Below are 22,210 nucleotides of genomic sequence, written 5' to 3'. Positions count from 1 at the left end.
AGCCGTGGCCGCCGCCACCGCCGCCATGGCCACCGCCGCCTCCGCCCCCGCCGGGCTTCAGCGGGAGGTCCGGACCACCATGCGGGCCGACCGTGTCGAAGCTGATGCCGGGGCCGGGCTGCGGGGCGGCGTGCGCAGCCGGGTTACCGCCGAAGAGGATGGCCCCCGTCAGCAGGCCCGTTCCCGCGACACCGATCGCGACCCTACGGATCAAGCGCAGTGAAGTGAACATCTGTGAGCTCCTTCCACGCTGCCAACGATCAGAAGTTCGAAGCCAATACCGCCTCAGGACATTACCCATCTTTCGGCATTTTATGCAGACAGCAGCCATTCAATATGACGCGAATCATAAGGGCATTGGGATCGGGGCGTTTAGGCGATGGGTTTTATCAAATTCCGCCCGTACTGAGATCAGTATAGATCGTCATAAACTTGCAGCTAAAGCCGCATCTACTGACTCACTGAACTACGTTATGACGCACTTCCGTAGGTAATGATTCGCGTGCGTTATGAAATTAGTGTTGTTAAAGTTCGGGAAGGCATGCCGACCGCGTCAGCTACTTTTGTTTTTACTACGGCGAACGGACGGTACCGCGAGCGTTGACCCTAACGAGAACCATGCCGACCTGACCGCGGTCAGGTCGGCATGGGTTTCTCTTGTTAGCCGCCGGCGCGCGAGTGACCCGCTACGCACGGAAGTGGCTTTTCACTAGCGCCATCCGCCGCGGTCCCAATCGCCGGGACCGTGGGCGCCGCGATCCCAGTCGCCCGGGCCGTGGCCGTCGCGGTCCCAATCGCCGCGGTGGTCGCGGTCCCAATCGCCGCGGTGGTCGCGGTCCCAATCGCCGCGGTGGTCACGGTCCCAATCGCCGCGCTGTTCACCGCCAGGGCCCCAACCGCGCTGGCCTGGACCGTCGTGGTCCCCACCGCCGCGGCCCCAGCCGCCTTGGCCCGGACCGTCGTGGTCACCGCCTCGACCGCCCGGGCCGCCGGGCCCATTGTCGGTCGGGATCACATCGTGCGGCCCGGCGCCTACGAAGCCATGAGTAGGAGCCGGAGCCGGGGCCGCCTGTGCGGCCGGAACGGCCGCCAACCACATCGCACCAGTCAGCGCGCCGGCACCGACCGCACCAGCTGCCGCGTAACGGACCGCCTGCATCGAGATCAACATATGAAACTCCTTTCGAGTCCTTTCAAGACCTTGCACTGCCACTTTTAGGCCTACCCCGGGGCCGTGATGGCAAAAACCATTCCACGGGAAATTACGCTGTGTATTAGTTATGTGGCCGACTTTAGCTATGGGCTTATTCCACTTAATTTTGGATTTCCAAAAATGCTGATTTGCGTGTATCTAGACTTTCAGCGACTGAGGAGATCAGTAGCGACGGCCCGAGCCGGTCGGTATACCAGCAGGTAAAGGGGTTTTCCGCGGTGGGTTTGCAGATTCAGTATTTCATATCGGGGGTTGCAGCCCGGCCCGCAGAGGGCTCCGGTCAGTAGCGCGAGACTCGAGGAAAGTGAATGAATGGCAAATCACATGTTGCGACCGCGTTGCCAGATCCAGGTTCATTTTGCGTGCCTGCTAGCAATCCAAAATTCATTTGCAGCGCGGGGCGCTGGTAGGGGCCGCTACGAGCCCGCCACAGGCCTCAACCGCCTGGTGCACCCGGCGCTCGGCGACGTCGACTGACGTTCGCGTGAATGAGAGGATCAGTATCGACACGTGTATATCGGGTACTAGTTGCCTGTTGGCACCCACGGAGGGACGTCGCCACTGTGAACCCCGACTCACACCAGCTAGGGCCCAGCGCCGGAATGTTCCGCGCACAGGCTCCGGCCACCACGTCCGCCGGTGATACCACTCCGACCGAGCGCTTAACCGGCTTTCGGCAGGCGCGCCGTCAACAGAAGGTCAGCCAATCGGCGGGTGGCCGGGCGGCGCGCGACCGGCGAACGCGGCGGACCGTCGATCTGCCACTGGCCACGCACCGGGCGCTTGATGTCTGGCAGCGAGAGGCCGCCGACCGGATTGGGGTCGCCCGGGTGACCGGACAAGAGGTCCTCGCCGCACTCATCGATCAGCTACTGATCGATCGCAAACTCTCCATCGAGATCACCCGCGCCCTCCAGGCACGCAGGTGACCTGAGGGGTCAGTCGATCTCCATCTCGCGGAGCTCGCGCTTCAGGATCTTGCCGGTGGGGTTGCGCGGCAACTCGTCGAGGAACACGACTTCCCGGGGCACCTTGTAGCGCGCCAGGTGGTCGCGGACGTAGTGCTTGACGGTGTCCTCGTCGAGGTCGGCGTCCTCCTTCTTGACCACGAACGCGCGCAGCCGGTGGCCCCACTCCTTGTCCTCGACCCCGATGGCGGTGGCCTCCACGACGTCCGGATGCCCGGTGATGAGGTCCTCGACTTCGGCCGGGAAGACGTTCTCGCCGCCGGACACGATCATCTCGTCGTCGCGCCCGCTGATGTAGAGCAGGTCGTTCTCGTCGAAGTAGCCGACGTCGCCCGAGGACAACAGCCCGTCGATGATCTGCTTCTTGCCTCCGCCGGTGTATCCCTCGAACGGGAAGGCGTTGCCGACGAAGATCCGCCCGACCTCACCCTTCGGCAACTCCTTGCCGTTGTCGTCGAAGATCTTGACCTTGACGCCCTTGACGACCGGCCCGACCGTCGACGAATTGAATTCCAGGTGCTTGGGCTCGGCGATGGTGGCGAAGGCGATCTCCGTCGAGCCGTACATGTTGTAGATCACCGGGCCCAGGTCCTTGAGCGCCCGTTCCGCCAGTTCCGACCCGAGCGCCGAGCCGGACACGAACACGATCTTCAGGCTGGACAGGTCGGGCTTGGAGTCCATCTTCTCGAAGGCGTCGAGGATGCGGGACAGCATCACCGGGACCACGACCATGGCCGTCACCTTGTGCTTCTCGATGTCCTCCAACACCAGCGGCGGCTTGAATTTGCGCCGCAGCACCAGGGTCGAGCCCAGGAACATCGCGATGGTGCCGTGCAGAAAACCCAGCGCATGGAACATCGGCGCCGGCAGCGACGTCACCTCGCCGGCCTTGAACGGCACGTGCGACAGGATCCCCCCGATGGGCGCCAGCGTCGGCGGGGTGCTGCGGTTCGCGCCCTTGGGGGTGCCGGTGGTGCCGCTGGTCAGGATGATGATCGACGAGTGCTTGCTCGCCTTCGGGGCGGGCTCGGAGCTGCTGCGCTCGATCAGGTCGGCCAGCGTCTCGTCGTCGCTGCCCGACGACTCGTCCGCATCGGGATTGGATCCCAGCGCCCGTAGCTTGCCCAGCTCCGGCTCGGCCTTGCTGACGGCCTTGGTGTACTCGTCGTCGTAGATGATCAGCTTGGCGCCCTCGCGCTCCGACACCTCACAGATCTGCGGGCCGGAGAATTCGCTGTTGAGCAGGATGATGCGGGCGCCGACCCGGGCGGCACCGAAGTAGGCGATCAGAAACCAGCGGGTGTTGCGCGCCAGGATGGCAACTCCGTCGCCGCCCTTGACGCCCTTGTCGATCAGCCCGTTGGCCACCGCGTGCGCGGCGTCGTCGAGCTCGCGATAGGTGAACTCGCCCTCCTCGTCGATGCAGGCCGCGCGGTCCGGATGGCGCCTGGCGTTGAGCGAGGGCAGCATGCCGAACTCGCCCCACTTGTAGATGTCCGCGGCCATCGCGGCGTAGTTCTGCGGCGGCTCGATGCGGAACGCACCCGATTCGAAGATCTTGCGCACGTAGTGCAGTTCGGCCGAGCCCCGCTCGAGGTACTGCTGGATCTTGGAGACCGCTTGGCCGGGCAGGCCGATGAGGTTAGGCATGAATTCCACCCTATGTGACGTAGGTCGCAGTGCCACTAGTTAATACCCCCCGACCTACCATGATGAACATGACCGGCCCGGTGTCCGTGGAGGTGGCCGGGCACGAGGTCACCATCACCCACCCCGACAAGGTGGTCTTCGAACGCCACGGCGGCTCGGGCCCGCACACCAAGCTCGACCTGGTCCGCTATTACCTGTCCGTCGCCGACGGGGCGCTGCGCGGCGTGGCCGGACGCCCGATGATCCTCAAGCGCTTCGTGAAGGGCATCTCGCAAGAGGCCGTGTTCCAGAAGCGGGCGCCCGCCAACCGACCGGGCTACATCGACGTCGCCGAACTGCACTACGCCCGCGGCACTTCCGCGGCGGAGGCCGTCGTGCGCGACGCCGCCGGGCTGGCCTGGGTGATCAACCTGGGCTGCGTGGACCTCAATCCGCACCCGGTGCTCGCCGGGGACCTCGATCACCCCGACGAGCTGCGCGTCGACCTGGACCCGATGCCCGGCGTCGCGTGGCGACGCATCGTTGACGTCGCGTCGGTGGCCCGCGAGGTGCTGGAGGACTACGGCCTGACCGCGTGGCCGAAGACGTCGGGATCCCGGGGCTTTCACATCTACGCCCGGATCGCCCCGCGCTGGGAGTTCCGCCAGGTGCGGCTGGCCGCCCAGACCGTCGCGCGCGAGGTCGAGCGGCGAATTCCCGAGGCGGCGACCAGCCGCTGGTGGAAGGAGGAGCGCGAGGGCGTGTTCGTCGACTTCAACCAGAACGCCAAGGACCGCACCGTCGCGTCGGCGTATTCGGTGCGGGCCACCCCGGACGCCCGGGTATCGACGCCGCTGCACTGGGACGAGGTCGCCGGGTGCGATCCGGCCGCCTTCACCATCGACACGGTGCCCGCCCGGTTCGCCGAGCTAGGCGACCTGTGGGAGGGCATGGACGACGCGGTCGGCGAGCTGGATCGGCTGCTGATGCTCGCCGAAGAGTTGGGGCCGCCGGAGCGCGCGCCGCGGGGATCGGGCAGCCGCACCGAGAGCGGGCGCGTCTCGTCGAAGCCGCTCATCGAGATCGCCCGCACCAAAACCAAAGACGAGGCGATGGCCGCCCTGGACACCTGGCGCGACCGCCATCCCGAAGCGGCGGCGCTGCTGCAGCCGGCCGACGTCCTGGTCGACGGCATGCGCGGGCCCAGTTCGATCTGGTACCGGATCCGCATCAACCTGCAACACGTGCCGGCCGAGCGGCGCCCGCCCCAGGAAGAGTTGATCGCCGACTACAGCCCATGGGTCGGGTACGAAGGACCACGAAGGGGATGAGCCGCGCGGCGAAGCGGGTCCGAGCGAAGAAAGCGATAATCTCACGCGATGCGACACGGATGGAATCGGCGGGGATTCCTGCAGCTCACGGGGGCTGCGGGGATGGCCGCGGTCGCCGGATCAGCCGGGTTCGCCGGAGTGTTGGCGGCGTGTTCGCCACGCAAATCGTCGTCCGCCGCCCCGGGCGGATCGGTGACGGTCACCCACCTGTTCGGTCAGACCGTCATCAAGGAGCCGCCCAAGCGCGTGGTCAGCGCGGGCTACACCGAGCAGGACGACCTGCTGGCCCTGGGTGTGGTGCCCATCGCGGTGACCAACTGGTTCGGCGATCAGCCCTTCGCGGTGTGGCCCTGGGCGCAGCCCAAGCTCGGTGGCGCCCAGCCCGTGGTATTGAACCTGGACAACGGCATTCAGGTCGACCAGATCGCGGGCCTGAAACCGGACCTGATCGTGGCCATCAACGCCGGCTTGGACGCCGACACCTACCAGAAGCTGTCGGCTATCGCGCCCACCCTCGCGCAGTCGGACGGCGACGCTTTCTTCGAGCCGTGGAAGGAGCAGGCCACCGCCGTCGGCCAGGCCGTGTTCCAGGCCGACCAAATGAAGTCCCTGATCGACGGCGTCGACAAGCAATTCGCCGCCGTCGCCCAAAAGAACCAGCAGTGGACGGGCAAGAAGGCGTTGCTCATGCAGGGCACCCTCTGGCAAGGCACGGTGGTGGCGACCCTGGCGGGCTGGCGGACCGACTTCCTGAACCAGATGGGCCTCGTCATCGCCGACAGCATCAAGCCCTTCGGCACCGATCACCGCGCCGTCATCCCGCGCGATCAGATCAAGGCGGTGCTCGATTCCGCCGACGTGGTGATCTGGACAACCGAAAGCCCGGACGACCAGAAGACCCTGCTGGCCGACCCGGAGGTGGCGGCCTCGCTGGCGACCGCCCAGAACCGCCACATCTTCACCACCAAGGACCAGGCCGGCGCGATCGCCTTCGCGTCACCGCTGAGCTACCCGCTGGTGGCCGACCAACTGCCGCCCCTGATCGCCAAGATCCTCGGCTGAATCCCGGCTGTTTGAGCGTTCGTTAAGGCACCTCTGGCAGTGCTCGAAAATCCGTCCGAATTCCCTCCCGCCTGCACGGATGCCGGGGTTACCGTTCAGTAATGAGCGTGACGGATATTGGCAGCGGCCTCTCCCAGGAGCTGTCGACCGACCTGGTCGGCAACACCGTGTTCGACTACGGCGACCATGCGCTGATGCTTCAATGCGGCAGCACCGCCGAGGTATTGGCGTGGGTGGACGCGTTGGCCGCGGCGGCCCTGCCCGGCGTCGTCGACGTCGTCCCAGCCGCCCGCACGGTGCTGGTCAAGCTCGACAGCCCCCGCCTGCAGGGAGTCACCCGGCAGCGCCTGCGCAGGATGCGGGTGGCCGCCGATGCGGGGCCCCCGGCGGACCGCAGGGCCGACGTAGTGATCGACGTGGTGTACGACGGCCCGGACCTCGCCGAGGTCGCCAGCCATACCGGGCTGTCCACGGCGCAGGTGATCGAGGCCCACACCGCCACCCCATGGCGGGTCGGATTCAGCGGCTTCGCACCGGGTTTCGCGTACCTGGTCGACGGCGACGCTCGGCTGCGGGTGCCGCGCCGCTCGGAGCCGCGGACGTCGGTGCCGGCCGGCTCCGTCGCCCTGGCCGGCGAGTTCAGCGCGGTGTATCCGCGGCAGTCGCCCGGGGGCTGGCAGCTCATCGGCCACAGCGACGCCGTCCTGTGGGATCTCGACCGGCCCAACCCGGCGCTGCTGACCCGGGGCATGTGGGTTCAGTTCCGCGCCGTCTGAGCAAGGAGATTGCCGTGCCAACCCTGGAGATCCTGCGCACCGGGCCGTTCGCCGTCGTCCAGGACCTCGGCCGCCCGGGGCTGGCCCACCTCGGCGTCAGCCGGTCCGGGGCCGCCGACCGCCGCGCGCACACGCTCGCCAACCGGCTGGTCGCCAACCCCGACGACCGCGCCACCGTCGAAGTGACCTTCGGTGGCCTTTCCGCCCGCGTCCGCGGCGGCGACGTCGACATCGCGGTGACGGGCGCCGACACCGACCCCACCGTGAACGGAATCAAGTTCGGCACCAACAGCATTCACCACGTCCGCGACGGGCAGGTGATCTCGTTGGGCGCCCCGCGGGCCGGGCTGCGGACGTACCTGGCGGTGCGCGGCGGGATCTGTGTGGAGCCCGTCCTGGGCTCGCGCAGCTACGACGTGATGTCGGCGATCGGCCCGGCGCCGTTGCATAGCGGCGACCGGCTGCCGGTCGGCGAGCACACCGACGACTACCCCGAACTCGACCAGGCGCCGGTGGCGGCGATCAGCGAACACCTGGTCGAGGTGCAGGTGGTGCCGGGCCCGCGCGACGACTGGTTCACCGATCCCGACGCCCTGGTGCACACGATTTGGATGGCCTCCAACCGCAGCGACCGGGTCGGAATGCGGCTGGAGGGCCGCCCGCTGCAGCACCGCTGGCCGGACCGGCAGCTGCCCAGCGAGGGCGCTACCCGCGGCGCAATCCAGGTGCCGCCCAACGGATTACCGGTGATCCTCGGACCCGATCACCCGGTCACCGGCGGGTACCCGGTGATCGGCGTGGTCACCGACGAGGACGCCGACAAGGTCGCCCAGGTGCGACCGGGCCAGTACGTGCGCCTGCACTGGGCGCGGCCTCGGGGCGGTCGGTCCTACTCGTAGCGCCGCCCGGACCGCCGGGGACACGGAATGACCGAGACCAATGGCGCCGTCACGAACCTCATCGAGCGATACCTGGCCATCGTCGCGGAAGACGACTACGAGCGGCTCGGCGAGCTTTTGACCGAGGATTGCAGCTTCACGCTGATGCCGATCGGCCATACCTGGACCGGCCGCGAAAACGTCACGAGGGCGGTCCTGGCGGCAGGTAGGCGCCGGAGGCACGACAATCGGTCGAAGGTCGACATCACCAACTGGTTTACCAACAACGAGCATTTCGTCGTCGAATACCGACACGGGGCGCTCGTCGCCGGCGTTCGTGTCAGGATCGACGGATACTGCTGGATCTTCCACATCCGGGACGGGCGCTTTGATTCGATGCGTGAATACATCAATCCCAGCGGCGCGGGCACGAGCATGCTGCTGAGTCTGGTTTTGCGGGCGTATCCTCTCCTGGCCCGATGGCGGGCCAGTGGCGCTTCGGCGTCCTGACTACGCTTGTCTGCCCGAAAGAGTCGTCACGCCAAGGGATTCGACCGGTCACTCCATTGGCCCTCTCGAGGCCCGGCGGCCTGAACCGATGATCGCCCGACCCGGGCGGTGCCGAGCGGCCACCGGAGTTGATCGACACGTTTCCGCCCGGGCTGGTAGACAAAGAGGGTGCAAACCCAGGTCCACACCGCACGCCTGGTCCACACCGCCGATCTCGACAGCGAGACCCGGCAGCGCGTCCGCCAGATGGTTACCGCCGCATTCGCCGGGGATTTCGGCGACCACGACTGGGAGCACTCGCTGGGCGGCATGCATGCTCTGATCTGGCACCATGGCGCGATCATCGCTCACGCGGCCGTCATCCAGCGGCGACTGCTCTACCGCGGCGACGCGCTGCGCTGCGGCTACGTCGAAGGTGTCGCGGTGCGGGAGGATTTTCGCGGCCGGGGCCTGGTGCACGCCCTACTCGACGGCGTCGAGCAGGTGATCCGCGGCGCCTACCAGGTGGGTGCCGTCAGTTCGACCGACGTCGCGCGCAGCATCTACGCGGCGCGCGGCTGGCTGCCGTGGCGCGGCCCCACGTCGGTGCTGGCCCCCACCGGTCCGACCCGCACGCCCGACGACGACGGCGCCGTGTTCGTCCTACCGGTCGCGATCAGCCTGGACCCCGCCGCCGAGTTGATGTGCGACTGGCGGGCGGGCGACGTCTGGTAATCAGCGCGTTTGCGCGCGCGGAATGTATTGCAGCTCACAATAAATCCCGCGGCCGGACGAAGTCACTCACCTGGCCGAATTGCCCCCAGCTATTTACCAGATAACTGGGATTCAACTTACAGGCGATATCGGTCGAATTAAGTTGACTGGCTTCCGCACCAAATGTGAGCATCGAAATGCACGGCGGCCCAAGCTTGTTCGCGATATCCCGCCGTCGAGGAAGGGTGCTGACCGCATGGGCCGTAACCACCGCATCACGGACTGGAATCCGGAGGACGCGGCGGCCTGGGAGGCCGGCAATAAGAACATCGCCCGTCGCAACCTGCTTTGCACCGTTGCGGGTGATCACGTCGCCTTTTCGATCTGGACGCTTTGGCCGGTGATGACACTGTTCATGCCCGCATCCGTCTATGGCCTCTCGGCGGGCGACAAGCTGCTGCTCGGCGCCGTCGCCACCCTGGTCGGCGGCTGCGCGCGCATTCCCTACACGTTGGGCATCGCCACCTTCGGCGGGCGGAACTGGACGGCCTTCTCGGCGTTCGTCTTGTTGATCCCGACGGTCGGCACCATCATGCTGATGGCGCATCCCGGGCTGCCGCTTTGGCCCTATGTGGTGTGCGCGGCTCTCACCGGCCTGGGCGGCGGCAACTACGCGGCATCGCTGGCCAACGTCAATGCCTTTTACCCGCAGCGCCTCAAGGGCGCGGCGCTGGCGATCAACGCCGGCGTCGGCAATCTCGGCGTCGCCGTCATCCAGCTGATCGGCCTGCTGGTGCTGGCTACCGCGGGCCACGAAGCGCCGTATTGGGTCTGCGCGGTGTACCTCGTCTTGTTGGCGATCGTCGGCGTCGCCGCGGCTTTGTTCATGGACAACCTCGACCACGGCATCGAGGTCAACACCATGCGCTCGGTCCTCTTCGAGCGCGACACCTATGTGATCTCGCTGCTCTACATCTGCACCTTTGGCTCCTGGATCGGCTTCGCGTTTGCGTTCGGCCAGGTGCTGCAGATCAACTTCCAGGAGGCTGGCGAAACCGCCAAGCACGCGTCGCTGCACGCAGCGCAGATCGCCTTCGTGGGGCCGCTATTCGGTTCGCTGGCACGCATCTACGGCGGCCGGCTGGCCGACCGATTGGGCGGCAGCCGCGTCACCCTGGGCGTCCTGGGCGGCATGATCGTCGGTGCCGGGTTGCTGGTCGCCATCAGCACCGTCGACAGCCGCGACGGCGGCGGCTCGACAACGATGATCGGCTACGTGATCGGCTTCGTCGCGCTGTTCGTGTTGTCGGGGATGGGCAACGGGTCGGTATTCAAGATGATCCCGTCCATCTTCGAGGCGCGCAGCCGCGGCCTGGATCTTCCCGATACCGAGCGGCGACACTGGTCGAAGGCGATGTCGGGATCGCTGATCGGCTTTTGCTCGGCCGTCGGCGCGCTGGGCGGCGTGGGGATCAACCTGGCGCTGCGCGAGTCCTACCTCAATAGCGGCACCGAAACGTCGGCCTACTGGACGTTTTTGGCGTCTTATGTGCTCGCCGCGATCCTCACCTGGACGCTGTACGTGCGCCGCCCCAGCGCGCCGGAAACCGTCCCCGTAGCAGATCACGCGCGGGTGTGATGGCCGTCGCAACAAGGGCAATGCTGCAGCAATTACGTGGTAACGCAGCGGAAACGTCACAGGCATACACAGGTCTTATGGCTCAGCCGAGGTCCACGCCGCTGGCCGGCTACCGGGTCGCGGTTACATCATCCCGGCGCGCGGAGGAACTCTGCGCACTGCTGAGCAGGCAGGGCGCGGAGGTCTGCAGCGCGCCCGCGATCAACATGATCGCGCTCCCCGAAGACGACGAATTACAAAGCCACACTGAGGCTTTGATCGCGCAACCGCCCGACATCCTGGTGGTGCACACCGGCATCGGCTTCCGCGGCTGGCTCGCCGCCGCCGAAGGATGGGGGCTGGCCAACCAGCTGATCGCGTCGTTGTCGAAGACCCGGATCGTTTCGCGGGGGCCCAAAGGCACGGGCGCGGTGCGCGCCGCCGGGCTGCACGAGGAGTGGTCTCCTGAGTCCGAATCCTCACAAGAGGTGCTCGAGTATCTGCTCGAGTCGGGCGTGTCCGGGCTGCGCATCGCGATCCAGCTGCACGGCGCCGCCGACGCCTGGGACCCGTTCCCTGAGTTCATCGGCGGCCTGCGCTTCGCGGGCGCGGAGGTGGTCCCCATCCGGGTGTACCGGTGGAAGTCGACACCGTTGGGCGGCGATTTCGATTTGCTGGTGACCGGGATCGCGCGACGGCAGTTCGACGCGGTCACCTTCACGTCGGCGCCCGCGGCGGCGGCGGTGCTGGAACGCAGTCGCGACCTGGCCGTCGAGGACCAGGTGCTCGACGCCCTGCGCACCGACGTGCACGCGATGTGCGTCGGCCCTGTGACGTCCAAACCGCTGATCCGCAAAGGCGTCCCCACCTCGTCGCCCGCGCGAATGCGGTTGGGCGCGTTGGCCCGCCACATCGCCGAGGAGCTGCCGCTGCTGGGATCGTCCACGGTGCAGGTGGCCGGCCACACGATCGACATCCGCGGAACGTGCGTGCTGGTGGACGGTGACATCAAGCTGCTGTCGCCGTCGGGGATGTCGGTGCTGCGCGCGCTGGCGCAACGGCCCGGCGACGTCGTCGCGCGTTCCGAGCTGTTGCGGGTGCTGCCCGGCAGCAGCAACGATCCGCATGCGGTCGACACGGCCGTGCTCCGGCTGCGAACGGCCTTGGGCGACAAGAACATCATTGCAACGGTGGTAAAGCGCGGTTACCGGCTCGCCATCGACCCTCCGGGCGGCGCCGAATGGAGCTGATCCTGGCCGCGCACGGCACCCGCAGGCCGGGCGGCGTCGCGATGATCGGAGACCTCGCAGCGCAGGTGAGCGCCCTGCTCGACCGCCGGGTGCAGGTCGCGTTCGTCGACGTGTTGGGCCCGACGCCCGGCGAGGTGCTGTCGCGGGCGGCGGCCACCGGTCGCCCAGCCGTCGTTATCCCGGCCTTCTTGTCGCGCGGATATCACGTGCGCACCGACGTGCCCGCCCACGTGGCGGCCAGCCGCCACCCGAACGTGACCGTCGCGCCGGCGCTCGGCCCGAGTGGGGATATCGCGCGGATAGTCGCCGGCCAACTGGCGGAATCGGGTTGGCGCCTGGGTGATTCGGTGATCCTTGGGGCGGCCGGCACCACCGACGAGAGGGCGCGAGCCGACCTGCACGTGACCGCGACCACGTTGTCAGCGCTGGTGGGATCGCGGGTGCGGCTCGGGTTCGCGGCGACCGGCGATCCGTCCGTGGCCGACGCCGTCGCCGCCGCCCGCCGCGACGGCGCGACCCGCGTTGTCGTCGCCTCCTACCTACTGGCCGACGGCCTGTTCCAACAGCGCCTGCGGGCCAGCGGCGCCGACGTGGTCACCCAACCGCTGGGCACCCATCCCGGCCTGGCGCGCCTGATCGCGAACCGCTTCCGCCGCGCGGCGCCCGGACTTCCGAGGCGGCGAACCCAAGCGCCGCATGCACTTTCGAATCACGCTTGATCTTTGCTCGCATACCGACGATCCTGGCACCATGCCGCGTCGCGAAGAGCCATCGCGTGGGTTGCTCGACCCGGTGGCAAAGATGCTGCGGTTGCCCTTCGGCACACCGGAGTTCATCGACCGGATCGTCACCGGCGGTGTCAACCAGGTGGGCCGCCGGACGTTGTACATGCTGATCACCACCTGGGACGCGGCCGGCGGCGGCCCGTTCGCGGCCAGCGCGATCGCGTCCACCGGACTGGCCAAGACCGCCGAAATCGTGCAGGGCATGTTCGTCGGCCCGGTCTTCGGCCCGCTGCTGAAAATCTTGGGGGCCGACAAGGTCGCGGTGCGGGCGTCCCTGTGCGCCTCTCAGTTGGTGGGTCTCGGCATCATGCGCTACGGGGTGCGCTCCGAACCGCTGCACTCGATGTCGGTAGAGGCGCTCGTCGACGCGATCGGCCCGACGATGCAGCGCTACCTGGTGGGCGATATCGGCTAGGCGGCGGTCCGGCCGATCTGGATGTGCCCCTCGGGGGTGACGCGCGCCGGGTAAACCGGCACAGACACCCGCGGATCGTCCAGGCAGGAGCCGTCCTCGAGCGCGAAAGCCTGCTTGAGGATGGGTGATTGGACGGTGGCGCGGCCGCCGCGGTCGCCGACGATGCCGCGCGACAGCACGGCGGCGCCGGAGAACGGGTCGACGTTGCCGACCGCGTGCACCGAGCCGTCGTCCAGCCGGAACAACGCCGCCTGCGAACCGTCGTCGAGGAGGACCCCGACGCCACGACCGGGAATCAGGCTGTCGTAGGGGCAGGCGGTGGTCCACACCTGAATATCTTGAGCGTCGTTGAGAAGTGTCATCGCGTCTCCTTGATTACGACCGAACCCGCGGCATGCCAATGGGCACAGGCACTTTGCGCCCGGCGCGCTCGGTGAACGTCACCGTCGAGTCGACGGCGTCGGGGGCGTTGACGAAGGAAACGAACCGCGACAGCTTGTCCGGGTCCTCCAGCACGCCCTTCCATTCGCACTTGTAGTTCTGCACATGCCGCTCCATTGCGGCCTCGAATTCCTGAGCCAGGCCCAGGGAGTCGTCGCACACGACCTCGCGCACGTGATCCAGGCCGCCGTCCAGCGATTCGACCCACGGCGCGGTGCGCTGCAGCCGATCGGCCGTCCGGATGTAGTACATGAGGAACCGGTCGATATAGCGGACCAGCGTCTCGGTGTCCAAATCGCTGGCCAGCAGCTGAGCGTGCTTGGGCGTCATGCCGCCGTTGCCGCCGACGTAGAGGTTCCACCCCTTCTCGGTGGCGATGACGCCCACGTCCTTGCTGCGCGCCTCGGCGCACTCGCGCGCGCATCCGGAGACGCCGAGCTTGATCTTGTGCGGCGCGCGCAGCCCGCGGTAGCGCAGCTCCAGGTCGATGGCCAGCTGCACCGAATCCTGCTGGCCGTAGCGGCACCAGTCGCTGCCCACGCAGCTCTTCACGGTGCGCAAGGCCTTGCCGTAGGCATGCCCGGACTCCATGCCGCCGTCGACCAGCCGCTTCCAGATTTGCGGCAGCTGATCCACGCGGGCGCCGAACAAGTCGATCCGCTGCCCGCCGGTGATCTTGGTGTAAAGACCGAAGTCCTGTGCGATCTGGCCGATCAGGATCAGGTGCTCCGGCTTGATGTCACCGCCGGGGACCCGCGGGACCACCGAGTAGCTGCCGTTCTTTTGAATGTTGGCCAGGAAGTGGTCGTTGGAATCCTGCAGCGAGGCCTGCTCGCCCTCCAGGATGTGCTCCGAGCCGGTGGACGCCAGGATCGAGGCGACCACCGGTTTGCAAATGTCGCAACCCTTTCCGCGGCCGAAGCGCTCCAGCAGGCCCGAGAACGTCCGGATTTCGGTGGCGGTGATGATCTCGAAAAGCTCCGCCCGCGACTGGCTGAAGTGCTCACACAGCGCCTTGGACTGTTCCACGCCCTCGGCTTCCAGCAGCTGCTTCAGCAGCGGCACGCACGACCCGCACGAGGTGCCCGCCGCCGTGCACGACTTGAGCGCGGGCACGTCGGCGCAACCGCCGGCGATCGCGCCCTTCAGGTCGCCCTTGGTGACGTTGTTGCACGAGCAGATCTGCGCCGAATCCGGCAGCGCCCCAACGCCCAGGCCCGTCGCGCCGTCGGCGGTAGCCGGCGCGATCAACCCCAGCGGATCGCCCGGCAACTCGCTGCCGACCATCGGCCGCAACACCCCGTACGTCGAGGCATCGCCCACCAGGACCCCGCCGAGCAGGGTCTTGGCGTCGTCGGAGAGCACCAGCTTGGCGTAGGTCCGGTTCACCGCGTCGTTGATGGCGACCTCGAGGCAGTTCTCGGTCGCCCCCATCGCGTCGCCGAAGCTGGCGACGTCGACGCCGAGCAGCTTGAGCTTCGTCGACATGTCCGCCTCGCCGAACTCCGCGGCGCCGCCAAGCAGCCGATCCGCCACCACTTCGGCGGAGGTGTAGCCGGGCCCGACCAGGCCGTAGCACCGGCCCCCGATCGCCGCGACCTCGCCGATGGCATAGATGTCGGGATCGCTTGTTCGGCACGACAAATCGGTGAGCACGCCGCCCCGCTCGGCACGCTCCAGCCCGGCGGCCGCCGCCAGCTCGTCGCGCGGCCGGATGCCGGCCGCGAAGATCACCACGCCGGCATCGATCAGCTCGCCATCGGTCAGACATACCCGTGCCGATGTCGAGCCGTCCGGATGCGCGACGGCCTCGATCGACTCCGTGCCCGTCCCCACGTGCACGGCGATGCCGAGTTCGGTGACCATGCGGGCCAGCAGCGCGCCGCCGGCCTCGTCGATCTGCTGGGCCATCAACCGCGGCATCATCTCGACGACGTGGGTCTGCAACCCGAACTGGCGCAGCGCATTTGCGGCCTCCAGCCCCAGCAGTCCGCCGCCGATGACGACCCCCGCGGTCGCGTGGCCGGCCTGCAGCGTCCGCTGGGCGTCGGCGCGGATGGCGTCGAGGTCGTCGAGCGTGCGGTAGACGTGGCACTGCGGCAGGTCGTGACCGGGCACCGGCGGGACGAAGGCGTAGGACCCGGTGGCCAGCACCAGGGCGTCGTAGCCGTGTCGGTGACCGTCGGCGGTCACCACGGTCTTTGTGTCGCGGTCGATTTCGGTGACGCGGGCGTTCAGCAGCAGCCGGACCCGGTCGTCGCCGGCGTAGTCGTTGCCCGGCAGCGCCAGCAGTTGACGGTCCCAGCTCTCGGTGTAGGAGGTCAAGCCGACACGGTCATAAGCCGCGTCGGCCTCCTCCGCCAAAACCGTGATGCGGTAACGCCCTTCGGCATCGCGGGCCCGGATCGCCTCGACCAGCCGATGGCCGACCATGCCGTGCCCGACCACAATGACGTGACGCGCAGCACTGTCCGCGCACCAGTTTTCGGATTGGGCCATGCCATGAGGGTAGGGGCGGGAAATTAACTTGGAATCGCCCAATGTGACACCCACATGACGGCGTGCTCACACCTCACAACGACGGCTGTGAAGCTGTTCGCTGGCGGCGAACGCCCGAGTGGAACTTTAGCGTGGGCGACTCATGTTTGTAGAAATAGCCGGCCGGCAGGGCGCCGGTCACAGCAAACTCACAATGAAGCATAAGGAGATCCCCATGAGCAACCTCGCATTGTGGTCGCGACCGGCCTGGGAAGCCGACCGCTGGTTGCGCGACTTCTTCGGCCCCGCCGCGGCGACGGACTGGTTCAAGCCGGTGAGCAGCGGTTTCACCCCGGCCGCCGAGATCGTGAAGGATGGCGACGACGCGGTAGTGCGCCTGGAACTGCCGGGTGTTGACGTCGAGAAGGATGTCAACGTCGAGGTCGAGAACGGCCGCCTGGTCGTCCACGGCGAACACCGCGACGAGCACGCGGAGGAGCAGAACGGCCGCACCCTGCGCGAGATCCGTTACGGGTCCTTCCGCCGGTCGTTCCAGCTGCCCGCGCACGTCACCGGCGAGGCCGTCACCGCCTCGTACGACGACGGCGTGCTGACCGTGCGGGTCGCCGGTGCGTACGCGGGAACCCAGCCGCAGCGCATCGCGATCACGAAGTAATTCCGCGGCCAGACGCAAAAGCCCACGCGCGCAAGGCGTGTCGGGGGCTTTTGCGTCTTCTCGCGCTCAGCCCCAGCGGGCCAGCAGCTCCTTGGCCCGGGCCGACAGTGCGGCCTGCAGGAACGGCCCGAAGCTGACCCGGGCGACGCCGAGCGGGCCGAACGACGCCGGGTCGTCCTGGTCGGGCAGCGCGATCGCGTTGATTGGCAGCGGCAACTCGGTGGCCAAGCGCCGCAACGTTTCCGGATCGTGGCGGCCCACCGGGTACAGCACGTCGGCGCCCGCGGCGGCGGCCTCGGTGAGCCGCGCCACCGCCCGTTCGACGCGGTCGGCGTCGTCACCGTCGCGCCGCAGGAACAGGTCGGTGCGCGCGTTGATCACGACGTGCACGCCCGCCAAGTCGGCGGCCGAGCGTAGCGCCCCCACCAGTTCGGCGTGCTCGGTGGCGGAGCGCAACCGCTTGCCCTCGGAGTGCACGGTGTCCTCGATGTTCAGCCCGACGGCGCCTACGCCCAGCAGGCCTTCGATCAGGCGCGCCGGCGACTCCCCATACCCCGACTCGACGTCGACGGACACCGGAACGTCGACCGCGGCGGTGATCTGGGCGACCCGGGTCAGCACGTCGTCGAATGCCATGCCCTCGTTGTCGGGCTTGCCGATGGAGTCGGCGAGCGGGTGACTACCTACGGTCAGCGCGGCGAATCCCGCGTCGACGGCCAGGCGGGCCGACCACGCGTCCCACACCGTCGGCAGGATCACCGGGTCGCCCGGCCGGTGCAGTTCGAGCAGCGCGGTGGCGCGCTCGGCGCTCGTTTGGCCCGTCATGGTGTCCGACATTAGGCGGCGACGGTCGCTACTATCGAGGGCGTACTGTGATCCGCAACACCGTCCGTCCCTGAAAAGCACGTAGGAGATCCGTTGAGCACCACGACCGAACTCGCCGAACTGCACGACCTCATCGGTGGCCTGCGGCGGTGCGTGAGCTCATTGCGGGCCCGGTACGGCGACAGCCCGGCGATGCGCCGGATCGTTCTGGACGCCGATCGAATCCTGTCCGACGTCGAACTGCTCGACACGGACGTCTCCGAGTTGGACTTGGACCGCGCCACCGTGCAGCAGTCCGGCGAGAAGATCGTCATTCCCGACACCCAATACGACACCGATTTCTGGCGCGATGTCGACGACGAGGGTGTCGGGGGTCACAACAGGTCCTGACAACCTCGGACAACTTCAAGCCCCCCGCGAAACAGGGGGTTTGCTCTGTGTACCCTTCGACAGACAGCCCGTTCGAAGAGGAACACTAGATGAGCGCACCCACGGCGAACCGTCCTGCGTCCGGTGTCTTTTCACCCACACGCGCCCGCCTCCCGCAGCGGACCCTACGCACCGACCGGTGGTGGATGTCGCCGTTGCGGATCGACCTGGGCTTCGCGGCTTTCCTCATCTACGCGACAGCCCGCGCGTTCCAGCAGAATTACTTCTTCGTCCCCAAGTACCACTACCTGACGCCGTTCTACTCGCCGTGTGTCAGCAAGGCTTGCGGTGAGGCCGGCGACATCTGGCCGCAGTTCCTGCCCGACGTCTGGTGGCTGCCGTACGCGGCGCTATCGCTGCCGTTCCTCCTGCTGTTCCGGCTGACCTGTTACTACTACCGGGGCGCCTACTACCGCACGGTGTGGCAGTCGCCGAGCGCCTGCGCGGTGGCCGAGCCCCGCGTGCACTACACCGGCGAGACCAAGTTCCCGCTGATCGTCCAGAACACCCACCGGTACTTCTTCTACATCGCCGTCCTCATCTCGGTGATCAACAGCTATGACGCGATCGTCGCGTTCCATTCCGACAGCGGCCCCGGCGGATTCGGCTTCGGCCTGGGCAACCTGATCCTGCTCGGCAACGTCATCATGCTGTGGATCTACACGCTGTCCTGCCATTCCTGCCGGCACGTGACCGGCGGACGGCTCAAGCACTTCTCCAAGAACCCTGTGCGGTACTGGATCTGGACGCAGGTCAGCGCCATCAATACCCGGCACAAGCTGTTCGCGTGGATCACGCTGGGCACCCTGATGCTCACCGACTTCTACATCGCGCTGGTGGCCAGCGGCACCATTCCGGACCTGAGATTTGTTGGCTGACAAGCCATTTGACGATCACAGAGAAAAACTGAGCGAGGTTTCATGGTTGAGGTCGAGCGGCACGCCTACGACGTAGTCGTCATCGGCGCCGGCGGCGCGGGATTGCGTGCGGTCATCGAGGCGCGTGAGCGGGGCCTCAAGGTCGCGGTGGTGTGCAAGTCCCTGTTCGGCAAGGCCCACACGGTGATGGCCGAGGGCGGGTGCGCGGCATCCATGGGCAACACCAACCCCAAAGACAACTGGAAGACCCACTTCGGCGACACGATGCGCGGCGGGAAGTTCCTGAACAACTGGCGGATGGCCGAACTGCACGCCAAAGAGGCCCCGGACCGCGTCTGGGAGCTGGAAACCTACGGCGCGCTGTTCGACCGCCTCAAGGACGGCAAGATCAGCCAGCGCAACTTCGGCGGGCACACCTACCCGCGGCTGGCGCACGTCGGCGACCGCACCGGCCTGGAGCTGATCCGCACCATGCAGCAGAAGATCGTCTCGCTGCAGCAGGAGGACTACGCCGAACTCGGCGACTACGAGGCGCGCATTCGGGTGTTCGCCGAGTGCACCATCACCGAACTGATCAAGGACGGCCCTGACAACGGGGGGCGCATCGCCGGGGCATTCGGCTACTGGCGCGAGAGCGGCAACTTCGTCCTGTTCGAGGCGCCGGCGGTGGTGCTGGCCACCGGCGGGATCGGCAAGTCGTTCAAGGTCACCTCGAACTCCTGGGAGTACACCGGTGACGGGCACGCGCTGGCCCTGCGGGCGGGCGCGTCGCTGATCAACATGGAGTTCGTCCAGTTCCACCCGACCGGCATGGTGTGGCCGCCGAGCGTGAAGGGGATCCTGGTCACCGAGGGTGTGCGCGGTGACGGCGGGGTGCTGAAGAACTCCGACGACAAGCGCTTCATGTTCGACTACATCCCGCCGGTGTTCAAGGGCCAGTACGCCGAAACCGCGGACGAGGCCGACCAGTGGCTCAAGGACAACGACTCGGCCCGTCGCACCCCGGACCTGCTGCCGCGCGACGAGGTCGCGCGCGCGATCAACTCTGAGGTCAAGGCCGGCCGGGGCACCCCGCACGGCGGGGTGTATCTCGACATCGCGTCCCGGCTGACGCCGGACGAGATCAAGCGGCGGCTGCCGTCGATGTACCACCAGTTCAAGGAGCTGGCCGGGGTCGACATCACCAGGGAGCCAATGGAAGTCGGGCCGACCTGCCACTACGTGATGGGCGGCGTGGAGGTCGACGCCGACACGGGCGCGGCCACTGTCCCGGGCCTGTTCGCGGCCGGCGAGTGCTCCGGCGGCATGCACGGATCCAACCGGCTCGGCGGCAATTCGCTGTCGGACCTGCTGGTGTTCGGCCGGCGCGCCGGGCTGGGCGCCGCCGACTACGTGCGGGCGCTGAGCAGCCGCCCGACGGTCGCCGAGGACGCCGTCGAGACCGCGGCCAAGCGGGCGCTGGCCCCCTTCGAGGGACCGACCAACGGCGCTGCGGCCGAGAACCCATACACCCTGCAGTTGGAACTGCAGCAGTCGATGAACGATCTGGTGGGCATCATCCGCAAGTCGGAGGAGATCTCCGAGGCGCTCGGCCGGCTCGCCAAACTGCGCGAGCGGTTCAAGAACATCCACGTCGAGGGGCAGCGGCGGTACAACCCCGCCTGGAACCTGGCCATCGACCTGCGCAACATGCTGCTGGTCAGCGAATGCGTGGCAAAGGCCGCGCTGGAGCGCACCGAGAGCCGCGGCGGGCACACCCGCGACGACCACCCGTCGATGGACTCGTCCTGGCGCAAGGTGTTGCTGGTTTGCCGTGCGGCAGGCGGCGACGAGGTAATCCCCGACATCAGCATCACGCGCGAGGATCAGGTGCCGATGCGACCCGATCTGCTGGAGCTCTTCGAGATCTCCGAGCTGGAGAAGTACTACACCGACGGCGAACTGGCCGACCACCCAGGACGGAGAGGTTAATGACCTACAACGCGACCATGCGGGTGTGGCGCGGCGACGAGGCCGGCGGCGCGCTAGAGGACTTCACGGTCGAGGTCAACGAGGGCGAGGTGGTGCTCGACATCATCCACCGCCTGCAGCAAACCCAGACGCCCGACCTCGCGGTGCGGTGGAACTGCAAGGCCGGCAAGTGCGGATCGTGCTCGGCGGAGATCAACGGCTACCCCCGGTTGATGTGCATGACCCGGATGTCCACGTTCGCCGAGGACGAGGTGGTGACGGTCACGCCGCTGCGCACTTTCCCGGTGATCCGCGACCTGGTCACCGACGTCTCGTTCAACTACGAAAAGGCCCGCGAGATACCGTCTTTCGCGCCGCCCAAGGACCTGCAGCCCGGCGAGTACCGGATGGCGCAGGTCGACGTGCAGCGCTCACAGGAGTTCCGCAAGTGCATCGAGTGCTTCCTGTGCCAGACCGTCTGCCATGTGGTCCGCGACCACGAGGAGAACAAGAAGGCGTTCGCCGGCCCGCGCTACTTGATGCGCATCGCCGAGTTGGAGATGCACCCCCTGGACACGCTCGACCGGCGCAACCAGGCGCAGGAAGAGCACGGCCTCGGCTACTGCAACATCACCAAGTGCTGCACCGAGGTGTGCCCGGAGAACATCAAGATCACCGACAACGCCCTGATCCCGATGAAAGAGCGGGTCGCCGACCGCAAGTACGACCCGGTGGTTTGGTTGGGCAACAAGCTGTTCCGCCGCGGCTAGGGTTCGCCGAGTCTGCGCTCAGAGCGCGGAATTCGCTGCATCACCCGCGCTGAGCGCAGTCTCGATGTTGTCCCGCCGCGGCTAGGTGTACTGACCTGAGAGGTTAGGTACGCGGCTGGCGGGTGGTTGGCCGCCGAGTGCGGTGTGGCCGCGGTGGTGATTGTAGGTGTGGAGCCAGATGGCGAATTCCGCGCATCGTTCAGCGTCACTGCGGTAGAGCCGGGCGTAGGCCCATTCGTCGGCCAGGGTGCGGTGGAATCTCTCCACTTTGCCGTTCGTCTGGGGGCGATACGGTCGGGTGCGGCGGTGCTCGATCCCGCCAAGAGCGTCGCGGAACACATAGGATCGATAGCAGGATCCGTTGTCGGTCAATATTTTTCGAACGCAGATGCCGCACTGTGCGAACCAGGCGTTGGCGCGTAGCCAAAACGCTGCTGCGGTCTCTTTGCGCTCATCGGTCAGCAGCTCGCTATAGGCCAGCCGCGAGTGCGCATCGATAGCGGTGTGCAGGAAGTGATAGCCGCGCACGGGCCGGTAGTGCTTGTCGAGGACGCCGGTGCTGCGATCGGCCCGGGCGTTGTGCTTGCCTGCGCTGCGACCCAGCATGCGCCAACCGCCGCCGGCAGGGATCTTGC

22 protein-coding genes and 1 pseudogene are annotated in these 22,210 nt (G+C 67.3%); 16 read left to right on the top strand and 7 right to left on the bottom strand.

What is annotated here, in order from left to right; translation table 11 throughout:
• Both AWB92_RS29550 and AWB92_RS29545 read right to left on the bottom strand, forming a co-directional pair.
• Positions 1-232 (bottom strand): annotated as a pseudogene (locus AWB92_RS29550) (hypothetical protein); the annotation flags it as partial.
• A 477-nt stretch (positions 233-709) separates the two neighbouring features.
• Entirely contained in the window at positions 710-1,171 is a 462-nt protein-coding gene (locus AWB92_RS29545; RefSeq protein ID WP_142282225.1) for a hypothetical protein, read from the bottom strand.
• 644 nt (positions 1,172-1,815) lie between these two features.
• Between AWB92_RS29545 and AWB92_RS21285 the strand changes: the two genes are divergently transcribed.
• Positions 1,816-2,142, top strand: coding sequence for an ATPase (locus tag AWB92_RS21285; RefSeq protein ID WP_085189165.1), 327 nt, complete (start codon positions 1,816-1,818; stop codon positions 2,140-2,142).
• A gap of 9 nt (positions 2,143-2,151) precedes the next feature.
• On the opposite strand, the gene fadD2 is transcribed toward AWB92_RS21285, so the two are convergent.
• Positions 2,152-3,831 (bottom strand): long-chain-fatty-acid--CoA ligase FadD2, encoded by a 1,680-nt coding sequence (gene fadD2, locus AWB92_RS21280; RefSeq protein WP_085189176.1) that lies wholly within the window; start codon positions 3,829-3,831, stop codon positions 2,152-2,154.
• A 59-nt stretch (positions 3,832-3,890) separates the two neighbouring features.
• Here fadD2 and AWB92_RS21275 point away from each other — a divergent pair, with 59 nt between their 5' ends.
• The 10 genes from AWB92_RS21275 (at position 3,891) to AWB92_RS21230 (ending at position 13,128) form a co-directional block, all read left to right on the top strand.
• On the top strand, positions 3,891-5,141 hold the full coding sequence (locus tag AWB92_RS21275) for a DNA polymerase domain-containing protein (protein WP_085189163.1): 1,251 nt from the start codon (positions 3,891-3,893) through the stop codon (positions 5,139-5,141).
• 48 nt (positions 5,142-5,189) lie between these two features.
• The gene (locus AWB92_RS21270) at positions 5,190-6,203 is read left to right on the top strand and encodes an ABC transporter substrate-binding protein (protein ID WP_085189162.1); all 1,014 of its coding nucleotides are present in this window, start codon (positions 5,190-5,192) and stop codon (positions 6,201-6,203) included.
• Positions 6,204-6,304: 101 nt separating this feature from the next.
• Positions 6,305-6,979 (top strand): allophanate hydrolase subunit 1, encoded by a 675-nt coding sequence (locus AWB92_RS21265; RefSeq protein ID WP_085189160.1) that lies wholly within the window; start codon positions 6,305-6,307, stop codon positions 6,977-6,979.
• Positions 6,980-6,993: 14 nt separating this feature from the next.
• Positions 6,994-7,878 (top strand): 5-oxoprolinase/urea amidolyase family protein, encoded by an 885-nt coding sequence (locus tag AWB92_RS21260; protein WP_085189174.1) that lies wholly within the window; start codon positions 6,994-6,996, stop codon positions 7,876-7,878.
• Between the two features lie 27 nt (positions 7,879-7,905).
• Positions 7,906-8,367, top strand: coding sequence for a nuclear transport factor 2 family protein (locus tag AWB92_RS21255; protein WP_085189158.1), 462 nt, complete (start codon positions 7,906-7,908; stop codon positions 8,365-8,367).
• Positions 8,368-8,535: 168 nt separating this feature from the next.
• Positions 8,536-9,081, top strand: a complete 546-nt coding sequence (locus AWB92_RS21250; protein ID WP_085189156.1) for a GNAT family N-acetyltransferase — start codon at positions 8,536-8,538, stop codon at positions 9,079-9,081.
• A 235-nt stretch (positions 9,082-9,316) separates the two neighbouring features.
• Complete coding sequence (locus AWB92_RS21245) at positions 9,317-10,699, top strand: nitrate/nitrite transporter (protein ID WP_085189154.1); 1,383 nt, start codon at positions 9,317-9,319, stop codon at positions 10,697-10,699.
• A 77-nt stretch (positions 10,700-10,776) separates the two neighbouring features.
• Positions 10,777-11,928, top strand: coding sequence for a uroporphyrinogen-III synthase (locus AWB92_RS21240; protein ID WP_068131017.1), 1,152 nt, complete (start codon positions 10,777-10,779; stop codon positions 11,926-11,928).
• On the top strand, positions 11,919-12,647 hold the full coding sequence (locus AWB92_RS21235; protein WP_085189152.1) for a sirohydrochlorin chelatase: 729 nt from the start codon (positions 11,919-11,921) through the stop codon (positions 12,645-12,647). The genes AWB92_RS21240 and AWB92_RS21235 overlap by 10 nt, the downstream gene beginning before the upstream one ends.
• A 31-nt stretch (positions 12,648-12,678) precedes the next feature.
• The gene (locus AWB92_RS21230) at positions 12,679-13,128 is read left to right on the top strand and encodes a hypothetical protein (RefSeq protein WP_085189150.1); all 450 of its coding nucleotides are present in this window, start codon (positions 12,679-12,681) and stop codon (positions 13,126-13,128) included.
• Here the strand turns inward: AWB92_RS21230 and nirD are convergent.
• Positions 13,125-13,490 (bottom strand): nitrite reductase small subunit NirD, encoded by a 366-nt coding sequence (gene nirD, locus AWB92_RS21225; protein ID WP_068180625.1) that lies wholly within the window; start codon positions 13,488-13,490, stop codon positions 13,125-13,127. The two genes, AWB92_RS21230 and nirD, sit on opposite strands and share 4 nt — an antisense overlap.
• 13 nt (positions 13,491-13,503) lie before the next feature.
• A complete protein-coding gene (gene nirB, locus AWB92_RS21220) occupies positions 13,504-16,068 on the bottom strand; it encodes a nitrite reductase large subunit NirB (RefSeq protein WP_085189148.1) in 2,565 nt (854 codons plus the stop codon).
• 214 nt (positions 16,069-16,282) lie between these two features.
• On the opposite strand from nirB, the gene AWB92_RS21215 reads away from it, so the two are divergent.
• The gene (locus AWB92_RS21215) at positions 16,283-16,723 is read left to right on the top strand and encodes an Hsp20/alpha crystallin family protein (RefSeq protein ID WP_085189145.1); all 441 of its coding nucleotides are present in this window, start codon (positions 16,283-16,285) and stop codon (positions 16,721-16,723) included.
• Between the two features lie 66 nt (positions 16,724-16,789).
• On the opposite strand, the gene AWB92_RS21210 is transcribed toward AWB92_RS21215, so the two are convergent.
• On the bottom strand, positions 16,790-17,548 hold the full coding sequence (locus AWB92_RS21210) for an isocitrate lyase/phosphoenolpyruvate mutase family protein (protein WP_085189171.1): 759 nt from the start codon (positions 17,546-17,548) through the stop codon (positions 16,790-16,792).
• A gap of 93 nt (positions 17,549-17,641) precedes the next feature.
• Here AWB92_RS21210 and AWB92_RS21205 point away from each other — a divergent pair, with 93 nt between their 5' ends.
• The 4 genes from AWB92_RS21205 (at position 17,642) to AWB92_RS21190 (ending at position 21,575) form a co-directional block, all read left to right on the top strand.
• Positions 17,642-17,938, top strand: a complete 297-nt coding sequence (locus AWB92_RS21205) for a hypothetical protein (RefSeq protein ID WP_068180657.1) — start codon at positions 17,642-17,644, stop codon at positions 17,936-17,938.
• A gap of 89 nt (positions 17,939-18,027) precedes the next feature.
• Positions 18,028-18,855: a hypothetical protein gene (locus AWB92_RS21200; RefSeq protein WP_085189143.1), complete on the top strand. Its 828-nt coding sequence runs from the start codon at positions 18,028-18,030 to the stop codon at positions 18,853-18,855.
• 42 nt (positions 18,856-18,897) lie between these two features.
• The gene (locus tag AWB92_RS21195) at positions 18,898-20,826 is read left to right on the top strand and encodes a fumarate reductase/succinate dehydrogenase flavoprotein subunit (protein WP_085189141.1); all 1,929 of its coding nucleotides are present in this window, start codon (positions 18,898-18,900) and stop codon (positions 20,824-20,826) included.
• Positions 20,826-21,575 carry a succinate dehydrogenase/fumarate reductase iron-sulfur subunit gene (locus AWB92_RS21190; protein ID WP_068109427.1) on the top strand — a complete coding sequence of 250 codons (750 nt, stop codon included), beginning with the start codon at positions 20,826-20,828 and terminating at the stop codon, positions 21,573-21,575. The genes AWB92_RS21195 and AWB92_RS21190 overlap by 1 nt, the downstream gene beginning before the upstream one ends.
• Before the next feature lie 81 nt (positions 21,576-21,656).
• On the opposite strand, the gene AWB92_RS21185 is transcribed toward AWB92_RS21190, so the two are convergent.
• Positions 21,657-22,210 (bottom strand): integrase core domain-containing protein (locus AWB92_RS21185; RefSeq protein ID WP_142282155.1); only part of this gene is annotated, 554 nt, incomplete at its 5' end.

The organism is Mycobacterium sp. IEC1808 (assembly GCF_002101935.1).
Classification (GTDB): domain Bacteria; phylum Actinomycetota; class Actinomycetes; order Mycobacteriales; family Mycobacteriaceae; genus Mycobacterium.
This window is presented reverse-complemented; position numbering and strand designations above follow the sequence as displayed.